Consider the following 18117-nt stretch of genomic DNA (forward strand, 5'->3'; position numbering starts at 1 on the left):
GTACCGCCATCTGAACGATCCGCGAACGAAACAGTTTCAAAAAGTTGCCGTTGACGCAGTGGTGCGAGCGGAACATACTCGGATTCACCGATCGATCGGTTTCCCCGCCAGCTTTGACGAGAGGAAGCACAGATGAACGACGGTTTCACGCGCCCTGTCGGTCGCCGGGGCGTTCTGCTCGGTACCGCTGCGACCGCCGTTGCCACCGCGGCCTCGGCATTCCTGCCCCGCACCGCGTGGGCGGACCAGACGATCACCGAGAACCAGACCGGAACGCACAACGGCTACTACTACTCGTTCTGGACCGATGCCCCGGGCACCGTGTCGATGACCCTGTCCGCAGGCGGTTCCTACAGCTGCAATTGGTCCGACACGGGCAACTTCGTGCTCGGGAAGGGATGGGCCAACGGTGGACGCCGAACCGTGAGCTACAACGGTTCGTTCCGGCCCTCCGGCAACGGATACCTCTGCCTCTACGGGTGGACCTCGAATCCCCTCGTGGAGTACTACATCGTCGAGGACTTCGGCACATACCGGCCCGAGGGCGAGTACCAGGGAACCCTCGACAGCGACGGCAGCACCTACGACGTCTACAAGACCACCCGCTACGACGCCCCGTCGGTGGAAGGCACGAAGACCTTCGACCAGTACTGGAGCGTCCGGCAGCAGACCCGCACGAGCGGAACCATCACCACGGGCAACCACTTCGACGGGTGGGCTTGGCACGGGCTGCAACTCGGCAGCTTCGACTACTACATGATCATGGCGACGGAGGGGTACCAGAGCAGCGGCAGTTCGAGCATCTCGGTCAGCTGATCCCGGTGGGAGGACGTGCCTCGATGTTCACCCGAACACCACTGCGCCGCTTCGCCATCGCGGTCACCGCGCTGGTGGCCGCGGCGATCGTCCCGGGAGCCGCGACAGCGGCCGCCGCACCGCAGCACCGGGAGTGCTCCGGCTACGTCGGGCTGACGTTCGACGACGGGCCCGGCGAAACGACGCCGCAGCTGCTGAAAGCCCTGCAGGACAACGGGTTGCGCGCCACGATGTTTAACCGGGGCGGGTACGCGGCTGCTGATCCTGTCGGGGTGGAGGCGCAGGTGGCCGCGGGCATGTGGGTGGGCAACCACAGCTACACCCACCCGCACATGACCCAGCTGTCCCGGGAGGAGATGGAAGCGGAGATCTCCCGCACGCAACGGGCGATTTCGTCGGCGGGTGTCCCGGCGCCCGAACTCTTCCGCCCGCCCTACGGCGAGACGAGCGCCGCGCTGCGCTCGGTCGCGCGTTCGCACGGGCTCGGCGAAGTGCTCTGGGACGTCGACTCGCAGGACTGGAACGGTGCCAGCGTCGACGAGATCGTGGCGGCCAGCGGTCGGCTGACCGACGGCCAGATCATCCTCCTGCACGACTGGCCGGCCAACACCCTGGCCGCGATCCCCCGAATCGCGGCGACGCTGGCCGGGAATGGGTTGTGCTCCGGTGCGATCTCGCCGGTGACCGGTCGCGCGGTCGCTCCGCACTAGGCGAGGAGGAGCGCGCTGTGGCGGTGGCGGTGAACGCCACCGCCACACGCGTGTCGCGGGTTCCGCGATGTCGCCTCGGGTTCGCCGGACCCCGCGGGACACCGGTGGAGGCGCTCGGCGCCCGGGCGGTGGGCTACTGCGCGGGCAGGACCGCGACCGGGCAGCTCGCCCGGTTGACGACGCCGTGACTGACCGATCCCAGCAGCATGCGGCGCACCAGGCCCCGGCCGTGGCTGCCGACGACGAGCAGGCAGGCGTTCGCGGCCTCGCCGAGGAGGGTCGAGACGGGTTCGGAGGCGGTGACCGACTGGCGGACCTCGACGTCCGGGTACTGCTCCTGCCAGCCCGCGAGGGACTCGGAGAGCACGACCTGCGACTTCTCGCGGATCTCACCCCACTGCAGCTCCCACTCGTCGAGGTAGTCGAAGGGGTTGAACGGGACGTCGCTCCAGGAGTGCACGGCCACCAGCGGGCGGCCGCGGCTCGAGGCGGCCTCGAAGGCGAACCCGATGGCCCTGCTGCTGACCGAGGAACCGTCCACACCCACGACAACGGGTGCGTCATCGCTCGGGGAGCCGTCGCCGCGGACGACGACGATCGGCACTCCGGAACGCCGGGTCAGCAGCTCCGCCGCGGTGGCGCCCAGCGGGTGGACCTGCGCGCCCACCTTCGGACCGCCGAGCACCAGCAGCTCGGCGTCGGCGGAGAGCTCGGTCAGCGATTTCGCCGGATCGCCGAGCGGCAACTGGACTTCCACCTCGAGGTCCGGATAGGTGTCCTGGAAGCGGCCGCGCAACGCTTCCATCTCGCGCTGGAGCGCACGTTGCAGCGGCTCGGTGACCTTCTCCTCGCCCGGGACCCGCACCGGCAGGAAGTCTTCGAACGGCCAGGACAGCACGTGCAACAACACGAGCGGCCGCTTCCGGCGCGAGGCCTCGTGGGCGGCCCAGTACGCCGCCCGGCGGGAGGGCTCCGACAGGTCGAACCCGGCGACAACGGCGTTGCGGAGCCCATCAGTCATCTGTTCCACCTCACGACGTGTCTTCGAGACTCGCCTCTCGATTACCCGCCGGTGCGCTCGGTCATGCAACCGGAGCCATCGCCCGAACGCGTGGTGGTCGCGGTTGCTCGGAAGCGCGATCGGTGATCAGGCCTGGTGCTTCTCCGAGACGCCGCACCAGGCGAACGGCCGCATCTTCTCGGCCTCCGCTTTCGCATCCGAGTCCGAGATCAGGTCCGGGCGCCAGTCGGGCAGGTGCGCGACACCGGGGTCGAGCAGCTTCCACTGCTCGCCGAGCCCATCGAACCAGCCGGTGATCGTCTCGCGGTCGCGCAGCCACAGCGGGTTGGGGGTGACGTCGCATTCGGTCCGGAACCGCTCCATGGCGACCCGCGCATCGGGGTCGGGCACGTCCGAGGCGAAGTGCGAGACGGCGATCCGGGAGCCCGGGGCGACCCGCCTGCCGTACCTGCGCAGCACCTCGGGGATGTCGCCGTCGGGGCCGATGAACTGCAGGACCGAGATCGCGAGAACGCACACCGGCTGCTCGGGGTCCAGCAGGCGCCGCGTGGTGTCGTGGGTGAGGACCTCGTGCCAGTTCAGCAGGTCGGCCTGGACGATTCCGGCCCAGTCGGTGTCCTGCAGGTTGATCCGGGTGTGGGCTGCGGCGACCGGTTCGGAGTCGACGTAGACGACCCGTGCGGGCTCGTCGATGTGCTGCTCCACGATCTCGTGCACGTTGCCCATGGTCGGGATGCCCGAGCCGAGGTCGAGGAACTGCCGGATGCCGGCGTCGAGCGCGTCGGTGACGACGCGCTGCATGAGCGCGCGGTTCTGCCGCGCCACCCCGGCGATCTGCGGCCACATGCCGAGGAGTCGTTCGCCGAAGACGCGATCGATCGCCCAGTTGGAATCCCCGCCGAGGAACCAGTCGTAGATTCTTCCCGGGTTGGGGCGCTGCACGTCCACCCCAGCGGCCTCGCGGGGAGCTTGCTCGGCCATCTACGTCCCTCTCGTCTCGACTGCGGATCACCCCATGATCTCATCGATGGCGGGTCCCGTGTGAGCGGGAACGGAATTGAGAGAACCGGACGGATGACCGTCGTTCGGGAGCGCCTGGAATGCGTTCGGCGCCGATCGCTTCGCCGAAGCGAGGATTCCGCGCATTCCCGCGCTGCCGTGCGAATCGCGGGTCCCGGTCGCCAGCCCGCCGCATCCGGATGGCCTGGGCTCAGGTTCCGTCCCGCGCCTCTCGGCCGACGGTCTCCTGCTGGTCGTGCTGGAACCGCAGGAGGGCGTCCAGGGTGGCGGTGCGGTGCCTGCGGGCGGCGAGCTCGACGTCGATCGGGTCCGCGCCGCCCTCGATCAGGTCGAGGATGTGATCGTGCTCGTCGACGGACTGGACCGCCCGTCCTGGCACGAAGCTGAAGGTGGAGTCGCGCAGCATCCGCAGCCGGCCCCAGCCGCGCCGCACCAGGTCGGTCATGTGCTCGTTCGGGCAGCGCAGGAACAGCACCGAGTGGAACTCCTCGTTGAGCTCGGTGAAGCGGCGCGGGTCGAAGTGCTCGAGGCTGTCCCGCATCCGCTGGTTCACCGCGCGGGCCTTGGCGAGGTCCTCACCGGCCAGCAGGGGAGCGGAGAAGCCGGTGGCGGCGCCCTCGACGACCGCGAGGGTCTGCATGGTGGTGACGTACTCGCTCTCGTCCACCAACGCGACCTGAGCACCGACGTTCTTCTCGTAGGTGACCAGCCCCTCGGCTTCCAGCCTGCGGATCGCCTCCCGGACTGGGACCGTGCTGACGCCGAGTTCGGCGGCCAGCTGGCTGAGCACCAACCGGTAGCCGGGCGTGAAGCGGTGCGAAACGATCCGGTCGCGAAGCCACTCGTAGGCGAGCTGGGACTTGCTGGTGGTGGCGTCATCGGCAGGCGCGTCGGTGGTCATCGTTCCTCGTTTCGCTGCTGCGGCACTCGATCCTGCCCGAGCCGCGATCCGCTCCCGGATCCGCCGTGCTCGGCGATTGTAATCAGATATGGGATCATATACGATCCAGCGCCATGACGTACGATGCCGTTCGTTCTCCGGCCGAAGGCCTCGCGCACCACCCGCTGGTGGGGCGGCCCGGCAAGGTTCTCGCGCTGCACCTGAACTACCCGTCGCGGATCGCCCAGCGCGGCCGGACGCCCGCGAAACCGTCGTACTTCCTCAAGCCGGTGACCTCGCTGGCCGCCACCGGCGAGACCGTCGAGCGGCCGCCGGGCGCCGAGCTGCTGGCCTTCGAGGGCGAGGTCGCGTTGATCATCGGCAGCCGGGCCCGGCGGATCGCGCCCGAGGACGGGTGGTCGCACGTGGCCGCCGTGACCGCCGCCAACGACCTGGGCGTCTACGACCTGCGGGTCGCGGACAAGGGCTCGAACCTGCGCTCCAAGGGCGGCGACGGCTACACGCCGCTGGGGCCGGCGAGCATTCCGGCCGCCGAGATCGACCCCGCCGTGCTGCGGGTGCGCACCTGGGTCAACGGCGAGCAGGTCCAGGACGATTCGGCGGGCACCGTCGTCTTCCCGTTCGGCGAGCTGATCGCCGACCTCTCCCAGCTGATCACGCTGGAACCCGGCGACGTGGTGCTCACCGGCACGCCCGCCGGGTCCTCGGTGATCGAGCCGGGCGATGTCGTCGAGGTGGAGGTCGACGTGCCCGGCACCGAGCACCGCACCGGCAGGCTGCGCACGTCCGTGGTCGAGGGCACCGAGCCGCTGCCGGAGTACAGCGCTCAGCCCGCGGTCGACGACCGGCAGCGGGCCGAGGCGTGGGGCAGCCGCGAAGCCGCCGGGCTGGAGCCGTCGTTCGAGCTCACCGAGGACCTGATCGCCAAGCTGCACCGGGTCGGGGTCGCCACGTTGTCCGCGCAGCTGCGCAAGCACGGCTACAACCAGTTGTCCATCGACGGCCTGCGCAGCAACAAACCGGGCAGCAAGCTCATCGGGCGGGCCCGCACGCTGCGCTTCGTGCCGCATCGCGAAGACCTCTTCCGCAGTCATGGTGGCGGCTACAACGCCCAGAAGCGCACCTTCGACTCGCTCGGCTCCGGTGATGTGCTGGTGGTCGAGGCGCGCGGCGAGCGCGGCAGCGGCACCGTCGGCGACATCCTGGCGCTGCGCGCGCAGGTGCTGGGCGCGGCGGGCATCGTCACCGACGGCGGTGTGCGCGACTACAGCGCCGTCGGGGAGCTCGACATCCCCACCTTCTCCGGCGGCCCGCACCCGGCTGTGCTCGGTCGCAAGCACGTGCCCTGGGACAGCGACATCACGGTCGGCTGCGGCGGAGCGACCGTGCAACCAGGCGACGTCATCGTCGGCGACGACGACGGCGTGCTGGTCATCCCGCCGGCGCTGCTGGCCGAGGTGCTGGACTCCGCCATCGAGCAGGAGGCCGAGGAGGCCTGGATCGCCGCCCGCGTCGCCGAGGGAGCGGCCGTGGAAGGTCTCTACCCGCTGACCGGTGAGTGGCGCCGCCGCTACGAGGCCGAGCGCGAGGCATGAACCCCGCAGGAAGGATCCACATGACGAACCAATCGGGCGCCTGGCGCACCCGTCCCGAACAGCTCACCGGATCCATCGCCCCGGTTATCACCCCCTTCGCCGAGGACGGGGAGGTCGATCACGAGTCGCTGGCCAACCTGGTGGAGTGGCAGCTCGCGCAGGGATCCGACGGGGTTTCGATCGGCGGGTCGACCGGTGAGCCCAGCGCGCAGACCATCCAGGAGCGGGCGGCGGCGATCCGCACGGTGCTCAAGACCGCAGACGGCCGCGCACCGGTCGTGCCCGGCACCGGATCGGCCAAGCTCGACGAGACCATCGAGCTCACCGGCGCGGCCTACGAGGCGGGCGTGGACGCGGCGCTGATCATCACGCCGTACTACGCGCGGCCGACGCAGGAAGCGCTCTACGTCTGGTACAAGACGGTGGCCGAGGAGTACCCGGAACTGCCGATCATCGCCTACAACGTGCCGAGCCGGACCGCGGTGGAGATCGCCCCGGAGACCGTCGCGCGGTTGCACCGCGACGTGCCGAACTTCGTCGGCATCAAGGAGACCACCAAGGACTTCGAGCACTTCTCGCGCGTGATCAAGGCGGCCGGGCGCGATCTGCTGGTGTGGTCGGGCATCGAGCTGCTGTGCCTGCCACTGCTGGCGCTGGGCGGCACCGGGTTCGTCAGCGCCACGGCCAACATCGCGCCCGGGGCGACCAAGAAGATGTACCAGGCGTTCCGCGAGGGGCGGCTCGAAGACGCCCTGGACATCCACTACGGCCTGCACCCGCTGGTCGATCTGATCTTCGTGGAGACCAACCCGGCGCCGGTCAAGTGGGTGCTGGCCGAGCGCGGGCTGATCCGCTCCGGGCACGTCCGCCCGCCGCTGATCGGGCCGACCGATCCGGGCAAGGAGAAGATCCGCGCACTGCTCGCGGAGGGCTCCGAGCACCTCTCGCCGGTCCGGGAAGAACACACCATCGCCGGAGGGAACCGAGCATGACGATCCAGCACGTGCCCTCAGATCTGCCCAAGCGCATCCAGCACTTCATCGACGGCGAGTTCGTCGACAGCCTCGACGGCGACACCTTCGAGGTCCTGGACCCGGTGTCCAACGAGGCGTACCTGGAGGCCTCGGCGGGCAAGCCCGCCGATGTCGACCGCGCGGTGGCCGCCGCGAAGAGGTCCTTCGACGAGGGCCCGTGGCCCGGAATGCTGCCGCGCGAACGGGCGCGGGTGCTCAACCGCATCGCCGACATCGTCGAGACCCGCAACGAGCGGCTGGCCGAGCTCGAGACCTTCGACACCGGGCTGCCGATCACCCAGGCGCTCGGGCAGGCCAAGCGCGCCGCGGAGAACTTCCGGTTCTTCGCCGACCTGATCGTCGCTCAGTCCGATGACACCTACAAGGTGCCCGGAAAGCAGGTGAACTACGTCAACCGCAAGCCCAAGGGCGTCGCCGGGCTGATCACGCCGTGGAACACGCCGTTCATGCTGGAGAGCTGGAAGCTGGCGCCCGCGCTGGCATCCGGTTGCACGGTGGTGCTCAAACCCGCCGAGTTCACGCCGCTTTCGGCCGGTCTGTGGCCGGAGATCTTCCGCGAGGCCGGAGTTCCCGACGGCGTGTTCAACATCGTCAACGGCATCGGGGAGAGCGCGGGCGACTCGCTGGTCAAGCACGAGGACGTGCGGTTGATCTCGTTCACCGGCGAGTCCGACACCGGAAAGCTGATCTTCGCCAACGCCGCTCCGACGCTCAAGGGCCTGTCGATGGAGCTCGGCGGCAAGAGCCCGGCCGTGGTCTTCGCCGACGCCGATCTGGACGCGGCCATCGACTCCACGGTCTTCGGCGTCTTCTCGCTCAACGGCGAGCGGTGCACCGCGGGCAGCCGGATCCTGGTGGAGCGCAGCATCTACGACGAGTTCGTGCGTCGCTACGTCGAGCGCGCCGACAACGTCAAGGTCGGCAACCCGCACGATCCCGCCACCGAGGTCGGCGCGCTGGTGCACCCGGAGCACCACGAGAAGGTGCTCGGCTACATCGAACTCGGCAAGACCGAGGCGAAACTGGCGGCGGGCGGCGGACGTCCGGACGGCTTGGAATCCGGCAACTACGTGCAGCCGACGGTGTTCGTGGACGTGCCGCCGACGGCGCGGATCTTCCAGGAGGAGATCTTCGGCCCGGTGGTGGCGATCACGCCGTTCGACAGCGACGAGGAAGCGCTGCGGCTGGCCAACGACGTGAAGTACGGCCTGGCGGCCTACGTGTGGACCTCCGACCTGGAACGCGCGCACAACTTCGGCCAGCGCGTCGACGCAGGCATGGTCTGGCTCAACTCGCACAACGTCCGCGACTTGCGCACGCCCTTCGGCGGCGTCAAGGCGTCCGGCCTCGGGCACGAGGGCGGCTACCGCTCGCTGGACTTCTACTCCGATCAGCAGGCGATGCACATCTCGCTCGCCCCCGTGCACACCCCGAAGTTCGGTGCCTGACAAGGCTTTTCCAGCGAAGGAACGTTCAACGATGAGTGCTTCCCGGTCCGCTACCACCCCGCCCGACATCGTGCGCTGCGCCTACCTGGACCTGGTGGTCACCGATCTGGCCGCGGCGCGCGAGTTCTACGTAGACGTGCTCGGCCTGGTGGTCACCGCCGAGGACGACGAAGTGATCTACCTGCGCACCCTCGAGGAGTTCATCCACCACAACCTCGTGCTGCGCAAGGGCCCGGTCGCCGCGGCGGCGGCGTTCGCCTACCGGGTGCGCACCCCGGAGGACGTGGACCGCGCGCAGGAGTGGTTCACCGCGCGCGGTTGCCGCGTCGAACGTCGCGCCGACGGGTTCGCCAGGGGCATCGGCGATTCCGTCCGGGTCACCGATCCGCTGGGCTTCCCGTACGAGTTCTTCTACGAGGTCGAGCACGTGGAGCGGCTCGCATGGCGCTACGACCTCTACACCCCGGGCGCGCTGGTCCGGCTCGACCACTTCAACCAGGTCACCCCGGACGTGCCGAAGGGCCGGGAGTACCTGGAGGACTTGGGCTTCCGCGTCACCGAGGACATCAAGGACGAGGAGGGCACCACCTACGCGGCCTGGTTGCGGCGCAAGGACACCGTGCACGACACCGCCCTGACCGGTGGCGACGGCCCGCGGCTGCACCACATCGCCTTCTCCACCCACGAGAAGCACAACGTGCTCTCCATCTGCGACAAGCTCGGCGCGCTGCGGATGTCGGACGTCATCGAGCGGGGGCCGGGCAGGCACGGCGTGTCCAACGCCTTCTACCTCTACATCCGCGATCCCGACGGGCACCGCATCGAGATCTACACCCAGGACTACTACACCGGTGACCCGGACAACCCCGTCGTGACCTGGGACGTCCACGACAACCAGCGGCGCGATTGGTGGGGCAACCCGGTCGTGCCGTCCTGGTACACCGAGGCCTCGCCGGTGCTCGATCTCGACGGCGAACCGCAGCCGGTGCAGCAGCGCACCGAAGCGGAGGAGATGGCGGTGACCGTCGGCGCGGACGGGTTCTCCTACACCCGCAAGGGCGACGTCGAAAAGGGATTCAAGCTGGGCACCTCGCTCTGAGGCGGGGAACGCGGGCGGGTGCGCATCGGCCCGCCCGCGGCGACCACCGAAACCACGTGCGCAGAACTCACGATGAGGTGAGGAGAGCCCGTTGCAGTTCCACCACCACGGATATGTCTCCGGTGATCCGCGCGTCCAGCCGCCGGCGGGCGTCGGGCTGGACCGTCCCGAGGAGCTTCCCGGCGAGGTCGATGTCCTGATCGTCGGCAGCGGCCCGGCCGGCATGATCGCCGCCGCTCAGCTGGCGCAGTTCCCGAACGTCGTCACCCGCGTGGTCGAGCGCAGGCCGGGCAGGCTCGAGGTCGGGCAGGCCGACGGGATTCAGGCTCGCAGCGTGGAGACCTTCCAGGCGTTCGGCTTCGCGGGCCGCATCACCGAGGAGGCCTACCGGATCACCGAGATGGCCTTCTGGAAACCGGACCCGGAGAACCCGAAGAACATCGTGCGCGCCGCGCGCGCTCCCGACGACCCGACCGGGATCAGCGAGTTCCCGCACCTGATCGTCAACCAGGCGCGCGTGCTCGACTACTTCGCGGAGGCCGCGCGCAACGCGCCCGCCCGTCTGGTGCCGGACTACGGCTACGAGTTCGTCGGCCTCGAGGTCTCCGAGGGCGCCGAACGCCCGGTCGCGGTGACCCTGCGCAGCACCTCGGGTGCCGACGAGGGGGCCGAGCGGACGGTTCGGGCGAAGTACGTGATCGGGTGCGATGGCGCGCGGAGCAAGGTGCGCGAGTCGATCGGGCGCGAGCTCGCGGGAGACCGGGCCAATCACGCGTGGGGCGTGATGGACGTGCTCGCCGAGACCGATTTCCCGGACATCCGCACCAAGTGCGCCATCCAGTCGCACGACGGCGGCAGCATCCTGCACATCCCGCGCGAGGGCAACCACCTGTTCCGGATGTACGTCGACCTGGGCGAGATCTCCGAGGAGGACCACGGCTCGGTGCGCAGCACAACGCAGGAGGAGGTCGAGGCCCGCGCCAACCGGATCCTGCACCCGTACACGCTGACGGTGAAGCACGTGGCCTGGCGCAGCGTCTACGAGGTCGGGCACCGGCTCACCGACAAGTTCGACGACGTGCCCGAGGATCTCGTGGGCGCGCGGACACCGCGGGTGTTCATCACCGGCGACGCCTGCCACACGCACAGCGCGAAGGCGGGGCAGGGCATGAACGTGTCCATGCAGGACGGGTGGAACATCGCCTGGAAGATCGGGCACGTGCTCGACGGACGCGCGGACGAGGCGCTGCTGGACACCTACTCCGCGGAACGCCGGGTGATCGCCCAGGACCTGATCGACTTCGACCGCAAGTGGTCCAGCCTGATGGCGGCCAAGCCCGAAGAGCTCGACGACCCCAGCGAGCTCGAGGACTTCTACGTCAAGACGGCCGAGTTCCCGGCCGGTCTGATGACGCAGTACCAGCCGTCGATGATCACCGGCTCGGACGCGCACCAGGAACGCGCGACGGGATTCCCGGTCGGCAAGCGGTTCAAGTCCAACGCGGTCACCCGGGTCTGCGATGGCAACCCGGTGCACCTCGGGCATCACCACCGAGCCGACGGGCGGTGGCGGATCTACGCGTTCGCCGACCGGCCGCGGGCGGGCGAGCCTTCGAAGGCGACCGACTTCGCGGAGTGGATCGCGGGTTCGCCGGAGTCCCCGGTCGTCGCCCGGACGCCGGAGGACCGCGACATCGACGCGTGGTTCGACGTGAAGGTGATCTACCAGCAGGACCACACCGGTGTTGATCTCGGTTCGGTGCCGCGGGCGTACCTGCCGAAGGTCGGCCCGTACGAGCTGGTCGACTACGAGAAGGTCTACGCGGCCGACCCCGCGGACGACATCTTCGAGGCGCGCGGCATCGACCGCGACGGGGCGATCGTCGTGGTGCGCCCGGACCACTACGTGGCCACCGTGCTGCCGCTGCGGGCCACCGGCGAGCTGGCCGCCTTCTTCGCGGGAGTCTTCACCCCATAACCCCCGACGCCACCGGGTGGGACGCGCACGCACACCCCGAAAAGCCTGGAATTCCGGGTCGCGTTTTCGAGGGTTTTCGGGGTGGTGGACGCCCGCGCGCCGACGCCGCCGGCAAAGCTCAGGTCCGGCGGAGGCGGGTCAGGAACTCGTCGAGCTGGCGGAGTTGGCGCTCCGGCGTGGCCTCGCAGGGGGAGAGCACGCCGAGTATCTGCAGGCCCGTGAGCATCGAGAGCAGCTCGTCGGCGGTGGCGTCGATGGCGACGGAGTCGGCCAGTTCGCCGTCGTGCCGGGCCTCCTCGAGCCGCGTGGTCAGCTCGGATCGCCAGTGGTTGGTGAAGCCCGCGTGCACGGTGGCCTTGTCGTTCGAGTTGAGCGCCTGCTGCCAGAAGGTGATGGCCAGTCGCGCCTCGACCACGCGTTCCTCGTCGAGCGGCATGATCTCCAGGCACAGCGTGCGCATCCCGGCGAGTCCGCGCCGTTCGGGAGCGGCCTCGTCGGCTCGGGCGTTGGTGGCCTCGAAGATGTGCTGGAACGCCGCCGTGAGCACGGCGTCCTTGTTGGGGAAGTAGTACAGCAGCGCTCCGTTGGCGAATCCCGCGGCCTCGGCGATCCGGCGGGTGGTGACCGCCTGGATCCCCTCCTCGGCGATCAGCCGCCACACCACCCGGATGATCTCGCGCCTGCGGGCTTCGTGGTCGACGATTTTGGGCACGGCGGGCACTCCTCTCCTCGCCGACAGAGTAGAGGTCCGCTGCGGTGACCGGAGGAGACCTCGATCCCTTGTTTTTGTACAAGCGCTCAGTAAACTGGTCGGCACGCAACGCCAGGGAGGCCCACGTGGTCAAGCATCCGCTCGAACTCGTTGCCGTTGGAGAGATTCGCGAGGCCCGCAGCATCGCGGCGCAGGCCGGGCTGGTCGCCGAGAGCACCCGCTTCGTCTACGTCGGGCTCGACGAGCCGGACAAGGATCGAGTCCTCGCCCACGCCGGGGGAGCTGCGGTCAACCGCCGGTTCCGGCTCCTGCTGCTGGACCTGGCCACCCGGGTCTCGCGCGACGTGCGCGTGGACGTCACCGAACGGGAAGTGCTCTCGGTCACCGAGATCGACACCGCGGTGGCTGGCCAGCTGCCGGTGCTGGATTCCGAGTTCGGCCTCGTCGAGGAGATCCTGTCCACCGACGAGCGCTGGGTCGCGGCGCTCGAGGCGCGCGGCCTGGACGTCGCGCAGGTCCGGGTCGCGCCCCTGTCCGCGGGCGTCTACGCCGACGAGTACCCGGACGAAGCCGGACGCCGGATCCTGCGCGGTCTGGCCTTCTTCCAGGAGGAGGAGATCGATTCGGCCTGGGCGCACCCGATCGACGGGCTGGTCGCCTACGTGGACACCATGAACCGGGTGGTGGACCGGGTGATCGACACGGGTCCGGTGCCGGTCCCGCGCGAATCCGGCAACTACGACGATCCCGAGGTCACCGGGCCGCAGCGCGGCACCCAGAAGCCGATCGAGATCACCCAGCCCGAAGGCTCCAGCCTGGAGCTCGACGGAAATCTCCTCAGCTGGGAGAAGTGGTCGCTGCGCGTGGGTTTCGACGCTCGCGAAGGCCTGGTGCTGCACCAGATCGGGTTCGACGAGGGTGACGGGGCCCGGCCGATCGTCTACCGCGCGTCGATCGCCGAGATGGTCGTTCCCTACGCCGACCCGTCCCCGGTGCGCTCGTGGCAGAACTACTTCGACACCGGTGAATACCTCGTCGGCCGGTACGCCAACGCGCTCGAGCTGGGCTGCGACTGCCTCGGCGAGATCACCTACCTCGACGCCGTGATCGCCGACGAGAACGGCGAGCCCAGGACGCTGCCCAACGCGGTGTGCATCCACGAGGAGGACTTCGGGGTCCTGTGGAAGCACACCGACCTGTGGTCCGGCTCGGCGCAGACGCGCCGCCAGCGGCGGCTGGTCGTCTCGTTCTTCACCACGATCGGCAACTACGACTACGGCTTCTACTGGTACTTCTACCTCGACGGCACGATCGGCTTCGAGGTCAAGGCCACTGGAGTCGTGTTCACCTCCGCGCACGACGGCGGCGAGCACCCCTACGCCTCGCCGATCGGGCCGGGGCTCGGCGCTCCGCTGCACCAGCACCTGTTCAGCGCCCGCCTGGACATGGACGTGGACGGCACCCGCAACCGGGTCGAGGAGGTCGAGGTGCGACGCGTGCCGATGGGCGAGGGAAACGCCCGGGGCAACGCGTTCACCACGCGCAGCACGGTGCTGGCCTCCGAAGCGGCGGCCCAGCGCGATGCGGATCCGTCCGGCAATCGGGTGTGGCACGTGGTCAACCCCGACCGGCACAACCGGCTCGGACGTCCGGTCGCGTATTCGCTGCTCCCGGAGGGATTGCCCACGCTGCTGGCAGACCCGGGTTCGTCGATCGCCCGCCGAGCGGCCTTCGCGACCCGGCACCTGTGGGTCACCCGGGCCGACCCCGCCGAGCGATACGCCGCGGGCGACCTGGTCAACCAGCACGCCGGCGGTGCCGGGCTGCCCGCCTACGCCGCGCAGGACCGCGCGCTCGACGGCGAGGACGTGGTGCTCTGGCACACCTTCGGGCTCACTCATGTCCCGCGGCCGGAGGACTGGCCGATCATGCCGGTCGACCGCACCGGTTTCACGCTCAAACCGGTCGGGTTCTTCGACCGCAATCCCACGCTCGACGTGCCGCCGCCGTCCGGGCATTGCCACCTTCAGGAAGGAGAGCGGTCATGACTCCACCAGCGGACCTGATCGTGACCGGCGGGCGGATCTGGACGCAGGATCCCGGCAGACCGTGGGCCGAAGCACTGGCCGCACGCGGCGGCGAACTCCTGGCCGTCGGCGCGAACACCGAGGTCGAGGCGCTGGCCGGTCCGGAGACCCGGGTGCACGAGGCCGACGGGGCCATGATCATGCCGGGCCTGGTCGACGGGCACGTGCACCTGCACCTCGGCGGGAGCCAGGCCGCCTTCGAGCTGCCGCTGCTGCCCACCGACGACCTGGACGCGATCCTCGGCAAGGTCGGCGAATGGGCGGCGCGCCTGGAACCCGACGACTGGGTGGTCGGCGGGATCGTGGGCAGCACCGTGATGGACGGTCTCACCGATGCGGACGCGCTCGCGCGCCTGGACGAGGCCGGGGGAGGCCGTCCGGTGCTGCTGCGCGACGACACCATGCACAACCGCTGGGTGAGCTCCCGGGCGCTCGAACTGATGGGCGTGCGCCCGGACAGCCCCGATCCGGACGGCGGCAGGTACGTGCGGGACGCGCGGGGTCGCTTGACCGGGGTGCTGCACGAATCGGCCTCCGGCGCGGCCGAAGCCGCCTTCGCCGGCTCGATCACCGACCCGCGGGCGAGGACGGCCACCTCGGTGGCCACCGCGATCGAGGTGCTCAACTCCTACGGGGTCACCTCGGCGCAGGAGGCGGCCACCATGCTCGACCCGGCCCGGGCGCTCGCCGCGCTGGAGTCCTCCGGAGAGCTCAACGCTCGGGTGGTGCTGTCGCCTCCGGTACGTCCGTTCATCGAGGACGGCGTCGTGGGCGAGGATCTCATCGCGGAGGTGGCCGAGCTGCGCGGTGAGCTGGTCCGGCCGGATTTCGTGAAGATCTTCCTGGACGGCGTCCCGATGACCCGGACATCGGCGCTGCTCAACCCCTACCGGTGCGCGCACGGCGCGGCACCCTTCCGGGGCGAGATGTACTGGGAGTTCGAGGATCTGGTGGCGCAGCTCGAGCGGTGCGCCGAACTCGGGCTCGGTGCTAAGCTGCACGCGACCGGAGATGCCGCCGCGCGCCTCGTTCTCGATGCGGCGGAGCGGATTCGCAACGGCGGCAGCGGAAATCCACTGCAGATCGCGCACGCCGAGTTCATCCACCCCGACGACATCGCCCGCTTCGCGCAGCTCGACGTGGCGGCCGACCTGTCGCCCGGGATCTGGTTCCCGAACGTGATCCAGGACAGCATCGCCGCGCAGGTCGAGCCGGAGCTCGTCGAATCGTCCTGGCCGGTGCGCGATCTCGTCGACAGCGGAGCGGTGGTGGCCGCGGGGTCGGACTGGCCGTGCGCCGTCCCGACCCCGGATCCGTGGACGGGCCTGGAAACGCTGGTGACCCGCCGCAATCCGGACGAGCGCTTCCCGGGAACGCTCAACCCCGGGCAACGGCTCACGCTGGAGGAGGCGATCACCGCGTTCACCACCGGCCCCGCCGAGGCCATCGGCATCGGCGGGGTGGCTGGCAAGCTCGCTCCCGGCTACGCGGCCGACTTCATCGTGCTGGACCGGAACCTCTTCGAGATCGACCCCGGCCAGATCCACGACACGCAGGTGCTGCGCACGTACTTCGCTGGCGAGCTCGTGCGCGAGGGCCGCTGAACGTCCCTTCTCACGTCGTGGCCGCGCGTTGGTCCCGGGCGATCAGCGCCAGGCAGCCGAGGCTGATCAGCGCGACCACGACGAGATAGGCCGTGACCGGGGTGGAGGTGCTGGTGGTGGCGTAGAGCGCGGTCGCCAGGGTGGGCGCGATGCCGCCGCCGAGGATGGAGCCGATCTGGTAGCCCAGCGAGGCGCCGCTGTAGCGCACCCTGGCCGCGAACAGGTCGGAGAACAGCGAGGCCATCGGCCCGTAGGTGACGCCGAGGAAGAACGCCGTGCCCAGCATCCCCACGATGATCAGACCCATGTTCGCGGTGTCCACCAGCGGGAACAGCACGAACATCCAGGCGGCCAGCCCGACCGAGCCCAGCAGTAGCACCCGCTCGCGACCGTGCCGGTCGGCCAGGCGGGACGCCCACGGGATGGCCAACAGCCACGCGGCCGCTCCGATCAGCGTGGTGGTCAGCATGGTGGCCCGGGAGAGCTCCAGCGTCTTGGTGCCGTAGGACAGCAGGTAGGCCATGAAGATGTAGCCGATGGTGTTGTTGCCGAGGAAGGCGCCCGCCGCGAGCAGCACCTGACGGGGATGCTCGCGCAGCACCACGACCAGCGGAAGCCGCTCCTCGGTCCCCTTGTCCTTGACCTCCGTGAACTCGGGGCTCTCGCTGACGCTGACGCGGATGATCAACCCGACCGCCACGAGCAGGGCGCTGAGCAGGAACGGGATTCGCCAGCCCCAATCGGTGAAGGCATCGCCGGGGAACAGCCCGGAGGTGGTCAGGAACACGACGTTGGCCAGCAGCAGACCGCCCGGCACGCCCATCTGCGGGAAGCTGCCGTAGAAGCTGCGCTTCTCCGGCGGTGCGTGCTCGACGGCCATGAGCACGGCGCCACCCCACTCGCCGCCGACGCCGATGCCCTGCACGAACCGCAGCGTGACCAGCAGGATCGGTGCCCACACCCCGATCGTCTCGTAGGTCGGCAGCAGACCCACCCCGGCGGTGGCAATGCCCATCAGCAGCAGCGAGGTCACCAGCATGGACTTGCGGCCGATCTTGTCGCCGAAGTGACCCATCACCACGCCGCCCAGCGGCCGGGCGAGGAACCCGATGGAGAAGGTGGCGAACGCGGCCAGCGTTCCGGCGGTGGAGGAGAAGGCGGGGAAGAACAGCGGGCCGAAGACGATTCCCGCCGCCATTCCGTAGATGAAGTAGTCGTACCACTCGATCGCGGTGCCGACGAAGCTCGCCGAGGCGACCTTCAACGGGCTGATCGGTCGATCCTGTGCGCTGCGTTGGCGCGTCGTTGCTGCCACGCGATGCTCCTGAGGTTTGGGACCGCACGGCCCGTCTGACCGGTGCGTCCGGGTCGAATTGGACTCACTGTGCCACCGGGTCGGCGTGCGGAAAAGAAGTAAAAACCTCGGATCCATCGAAGCTGAGCTGATGAATGGGCAGTCTTCGCGGGGCGTCCTGGGTGGTCATTCGCGCCCGCCGGCGGGCTCCGGGATGGTGATGAAGCCGCCGTCGACGAAGCCCAGGCAGTCGCCGCGGCGGTAGTCGAAGTCCTCGACCCTGCCGAGGAAGAGCGTGTGGTCGCCGCCGTCGTGCTCGGCCCAGGGCGTGCACTCGAACCAGGAGGCCGGCCCGGACAGCCGGGGCGCGTGCGCGCCCTCGACCCATTCCGGTTCCGCGTTCGGCTTGCCCGCGAAGTGCATCGCGAGGTCGCGCTGCTCGGCACCGAGCACGTTCACGGTGAAGGGCCTGCCCGCCAGCAGCGCGTGCGCGCGCACGGACCGCTGGATCGCGACCAGCACCAGCGGCGGGTCCAGCGAAACCGAGGTGAACGAGTTGACCGTCAGGCCGTGCCGCTTTGTGGTGCCGTGGTCGAGGCCGTCGAAGGTGACCACGACGACGCCGGTGGCGAATCGGCCCAGGCAGCCGCGCAGCACCTGCGTCAGCGGCCGGGGAGGGGAGGTGTCGGTGGTCGCCCGGGCGTCGTGGTTCGTGGAGGGTGCGGTCATCGTCGATCGCTCCTGGGGTGTCGTGGCCGCCGACCGTCCGGAAGGGCGCGGCGCCAGGTGGAAGCCGAC

15 protein-coding genes are annotated in these 18117 nt (G+C 69.6%); 9 read left to right on the forward strand and 6 right to left on the reverse strand.

Annotation, left to right across the window (positions count from 1 at the left end; all coding sequences use genetic code 11):
• Positions 1–132 precede the first annotated feature (132 nt).
• Together ABD289_RS22480 and ABD289_RS22485 are read left to right on the forward strand one after the other, a co-directional pair.
• On the forward strand, positions 133–816 hold the full coding sequence (locus tag ABD289_RS22480; RefSeq protein ID WP_344136481.1) for a glycoside hydrolase family 11 protein: 684 nt from the start codon (positions 133–135) through the stop codon (positions 814–816).
• A 23-nt stretch (positions 817–839) separates the two neighbouring features.
• Entirely contained in the window at positions 840–1526 is a 687-nt protein-coding gene (locus tag ABD289_RS22485; RefSeq protein ID WP_344136484.1) for a polysaccharide deacetylase family protein, read from the forward strand.
• A 133-nt stretch (positions 1527–1659) separates the two neighbouring features.
• Here the strand turns inward: ABD289_RS22485 and ABD289_RS22490 are convergent, their stop codons facing one another.
• The 3 genes from ABD289_RS22490 to ABD289_RS22500 all read right to left on the reverse strand — a co-directional run bounded on the left by ABD289_RS22490 (position 1660) and on the right by ABD289_RS22500 (position 4468).
• Positions 1660–2547 (reverse strand): universal stress protein, encoded by an 888-nt coding sequence (locus ABD289_RS22490; protein ID WP_344136488.1) that lies wholly within the window; start codon positions 2545–2547, stop codon positions 1660–1662.
• 126 nt (positions 2548–2673) lie between these two features.
• Positions 2674–3528 carry an SAM-dependent methyltransferase gene (locus tag ABD289_RS22495; protein WP_344136491.1) on the reverse strand — a complete coding sequence of 285 codons (855 nt, stop codon included), beginning with the start codon at positions 3526–3528 and terminating at the stop codon, positions 2674–2676.
• 229 nt (positions 3529–3757) lie between these two features.
• Complete coding sequence (locus ABD289_RS22500) at positions 3758–4468, reverse strand: GntR family transcriptional regulator (protein ID WP_344136494.1); 711 nt, start codon at positions 4466–4468, stop codon at positions 3758–3760.
• A gap of 113 nt (positions 4469–4581) precedes the next feature.
• On the opposite strand from ABD289_RS22500, the gene ABD289_RS22505 reads away from it, so the two are divergent.
• The 5 genes from ABD289_RS22505 to ABD289_RS22525 all read left to right on the forward strand — a co-directional run bounded on the left by ABD289_RS22505 (position 4582) and on the right by ABD289_RS22525 (position 11622).
• Entirely contained in the window at positions 4582–6063 is a 1482-nt protein-coding gene (locus ABD289_RS22505) for a fumarylacetoacetate hydrolase family protein (RefSeq protein WP_344136497.1), read from the forward strand.
• Positions 6064–6083: 20 nt separating this feature from the next.
• Positions 6084–7055, forward strand: a complete 972-nt coding sequence (gene dapA / locus ABD289_RS22510) for a 4-hydroxy-tetrahydrodipicolinate synthase (RefSeq protein ID WP_344136500.1) — start codon at positions 6084–6086, stop codon at positions 7053–7055.
• Complete coding sequence (hpaE, locus tag ABD289_RS22515; protein WP_344136503.1) at positions 7052–8545, forward strand: 5-carboxymethyl-2-hydroxymuconate semialdehyde dehydrogenase; 1494 nt, start codon at positions 7052–7054, stop codon at positions 8543–8545. Before dapA ends, hpaE begins: the two co-directional genes overlap by 4 nt.
• A 31-nt stretch (positions 8546–8576) precedes the next feature.
• Positions 8577–9644: a 3,4-dihydroxyphenylacetate 2,3-dioxygenase gene (gene hpaD, locus ABD289_RS22520; protein WP_344136506.1), complete on the forward strand. Its 1068-nt coding sequence runs from the start codon at positions 8577–8579 to the stop codon at positions 9642–9644.
• Between the two features lie 91 nt (positions 9645–9735).
• On the forward strand, positions 9736–11622 hold the full coding sequence (locus ABD289_RS22525) for an FAD-binding monooxygenase (protein WP_344136509.1): 1887 nt from the start codon (positions 9736–9738) through the stop codon (positions 11620–11622).
• 118 nt (positions 11623–11740) lie between these two features.
• Here ABD289_RS22525 and ABD289_RS22530 read toward each other — a convergent pair whose 3' ends face one another.
• Complete coding sequence (locus ABD289_RS22530) at positions 11741–12334, reverse strand: TetR/AcrR family transcriptional regulator (RefSeq protein WP_344136512.1); 594 nt, start codon at positions 12332–12334, stop codon at positions 11741–11743.
• Between the two features lie 74 nt (positions 12335–12408).
• On the opposite strand from ABD289_RS22530, the gene ABD289_RS22535 reads away from it, so the two are divergent.
• Both ABD289_RS22535 and ABD289_RS22540 read left to right on the forward strand, forming a co-directional pair.
• Positions 12409–14382 (forward strand): primary-amine oxidase, encoded by a 1974-nt coding sequence (locus ABD289_RS22535; RefSeq protein ID WP_344136770.1) that lies wholly within the window; start codon positions 12409–12411, stop codon positions 14380–14382.
• A complete protein-coding gene (locus ABD289_RS22540) occupies positions 14379–16025 on the forward strand; it encodes an amidohydrolase (protein ID WP_344136515.1) in 1647 nt (548 codons plus the stop codon). Before ABD289_RS22535 ends, ABD289_RS22540 begins: the two co-directional genes overlap by 4 nt.
• A 10-nt stretch (positions 16026–16035) precedes the next feature.
• Here ABD289_RS22540 and ABD289_RS22545 read toward each other — a convergent pair whose 3' ends face one another.
• Both ABD289_RS22545 and ABD289_RS22550 read right to left on the reverse strand, forming a co-directional pair.
• Entirely contained in the window at positions 16036–17340 is a 1305-nt protein-coding gene (locus tag ABD289_RS22545; protein ID WP_344136518.1) for an MFS transporter, read from the reverse strand.
• A gap of 165 nt (positions 17341–17505) precedes the next feature.
• Positions 17506–18048 (reverse strand): flavin reductase family protein, encoded by a 543-nt coding sequence (locus ABD289_RS22550; RefSeq protein WP_344136521.1) that lies wholly within the window; start codon positions 18046–18048, stop codon positions 17506–17508.
• Positions 18049–18117 lie beyond the last annotated feature (69 nt).

The sequence above is a fragment of the Saccharopolyspora halophila genome (genome assembly GCF_039531955.1).
Lineage (GTDB): Bacteria > Actinomycetota > Actinomycetes > Mycobacteriales > Pseudonocardiaceae > Saccharopolyspora > Saccharopolyspora halophila.

Excerpts from the sequence above, each read along its gene's own strand:
- dapA (WP_344136500.1), top strand. The coding sequence starts at position 6,084 with ATGACGAACCAATCGGGCGCCTGGCGCACCCGTCCCGAACAGCTCACC.
- ABD289_RS22490 (WP_344136488.1), bottom strand. The coding sequence starts at position 2,547 with ATGACTGATGGGCTCCGCAACGCCGTTGTCGCCGGGTTCGACCTGTCG.
- ABD289_RS22500 (WP_344136494.1), bottom strand. The coding sequence starts at position 4,468 with ATGACCACCGACGCGCCTGCCGATGACGCCACCACCAGCAAGTCCCAG.
- ABD289_RS22540 (WP_344136515.1), top strand. The coding sequence starts at position 14,379 with ATGACTCCACCAGCGGACCTGATCGTGACCGGCGGGCGGATCTGGACG.
- ABD289_RS22480 (WP_344136481.1), top strand. The coding sequence starts at position 133 with ATGAACGACGGTTTCACGCGCCCTGTCGGTCGCCGGGGCGTTCTGCTC.
- ABD289_RS22550 (WP_344136521.1), bottom strand. The coding sequence starts at position 18,048 with ATGACCGCACCCTCCACGAACCACGACGCCCGGGCGACCACCGACACC.
- hpaE (WP_344136503.1), top strand. The coding sequence starts at position 7,052 with ATGACGATCCAGCACGTGCCCTCAGATCTGCCCAAGCGCATCCAGCAC.
- ABD289_RS22485 (WP_344136484.1), top strand. The coding sequence starts at position 840 with ATGTTCACCCGAACACCACTGCGCCGCTTCGCCATCGCGGTCACCGCG.
- ABD289_RS22505 (WP_344136497.1), top strand. The coding sequence starts at position 4,582 with ATGACGTACGATGCCGTTCGTTCTCCGGCCGAAGGCCTCGCGCACCAC.
- ABD289_RS22495 (WP_344136491.1), bottom strand. The coding sequence starts at position 3,528 with ATGGCCGAGCAAGCTCCCCGCGAGGCCGCTGGGGTGGACGTGCAGCGC.
- hpaD (WP_344136506.1), top strand. The coding sequence starts at position 8,577 with ATGAGTGCTTCCCGGTCCGCTACCACCCCGCCCGACATCGTGCGCTGC.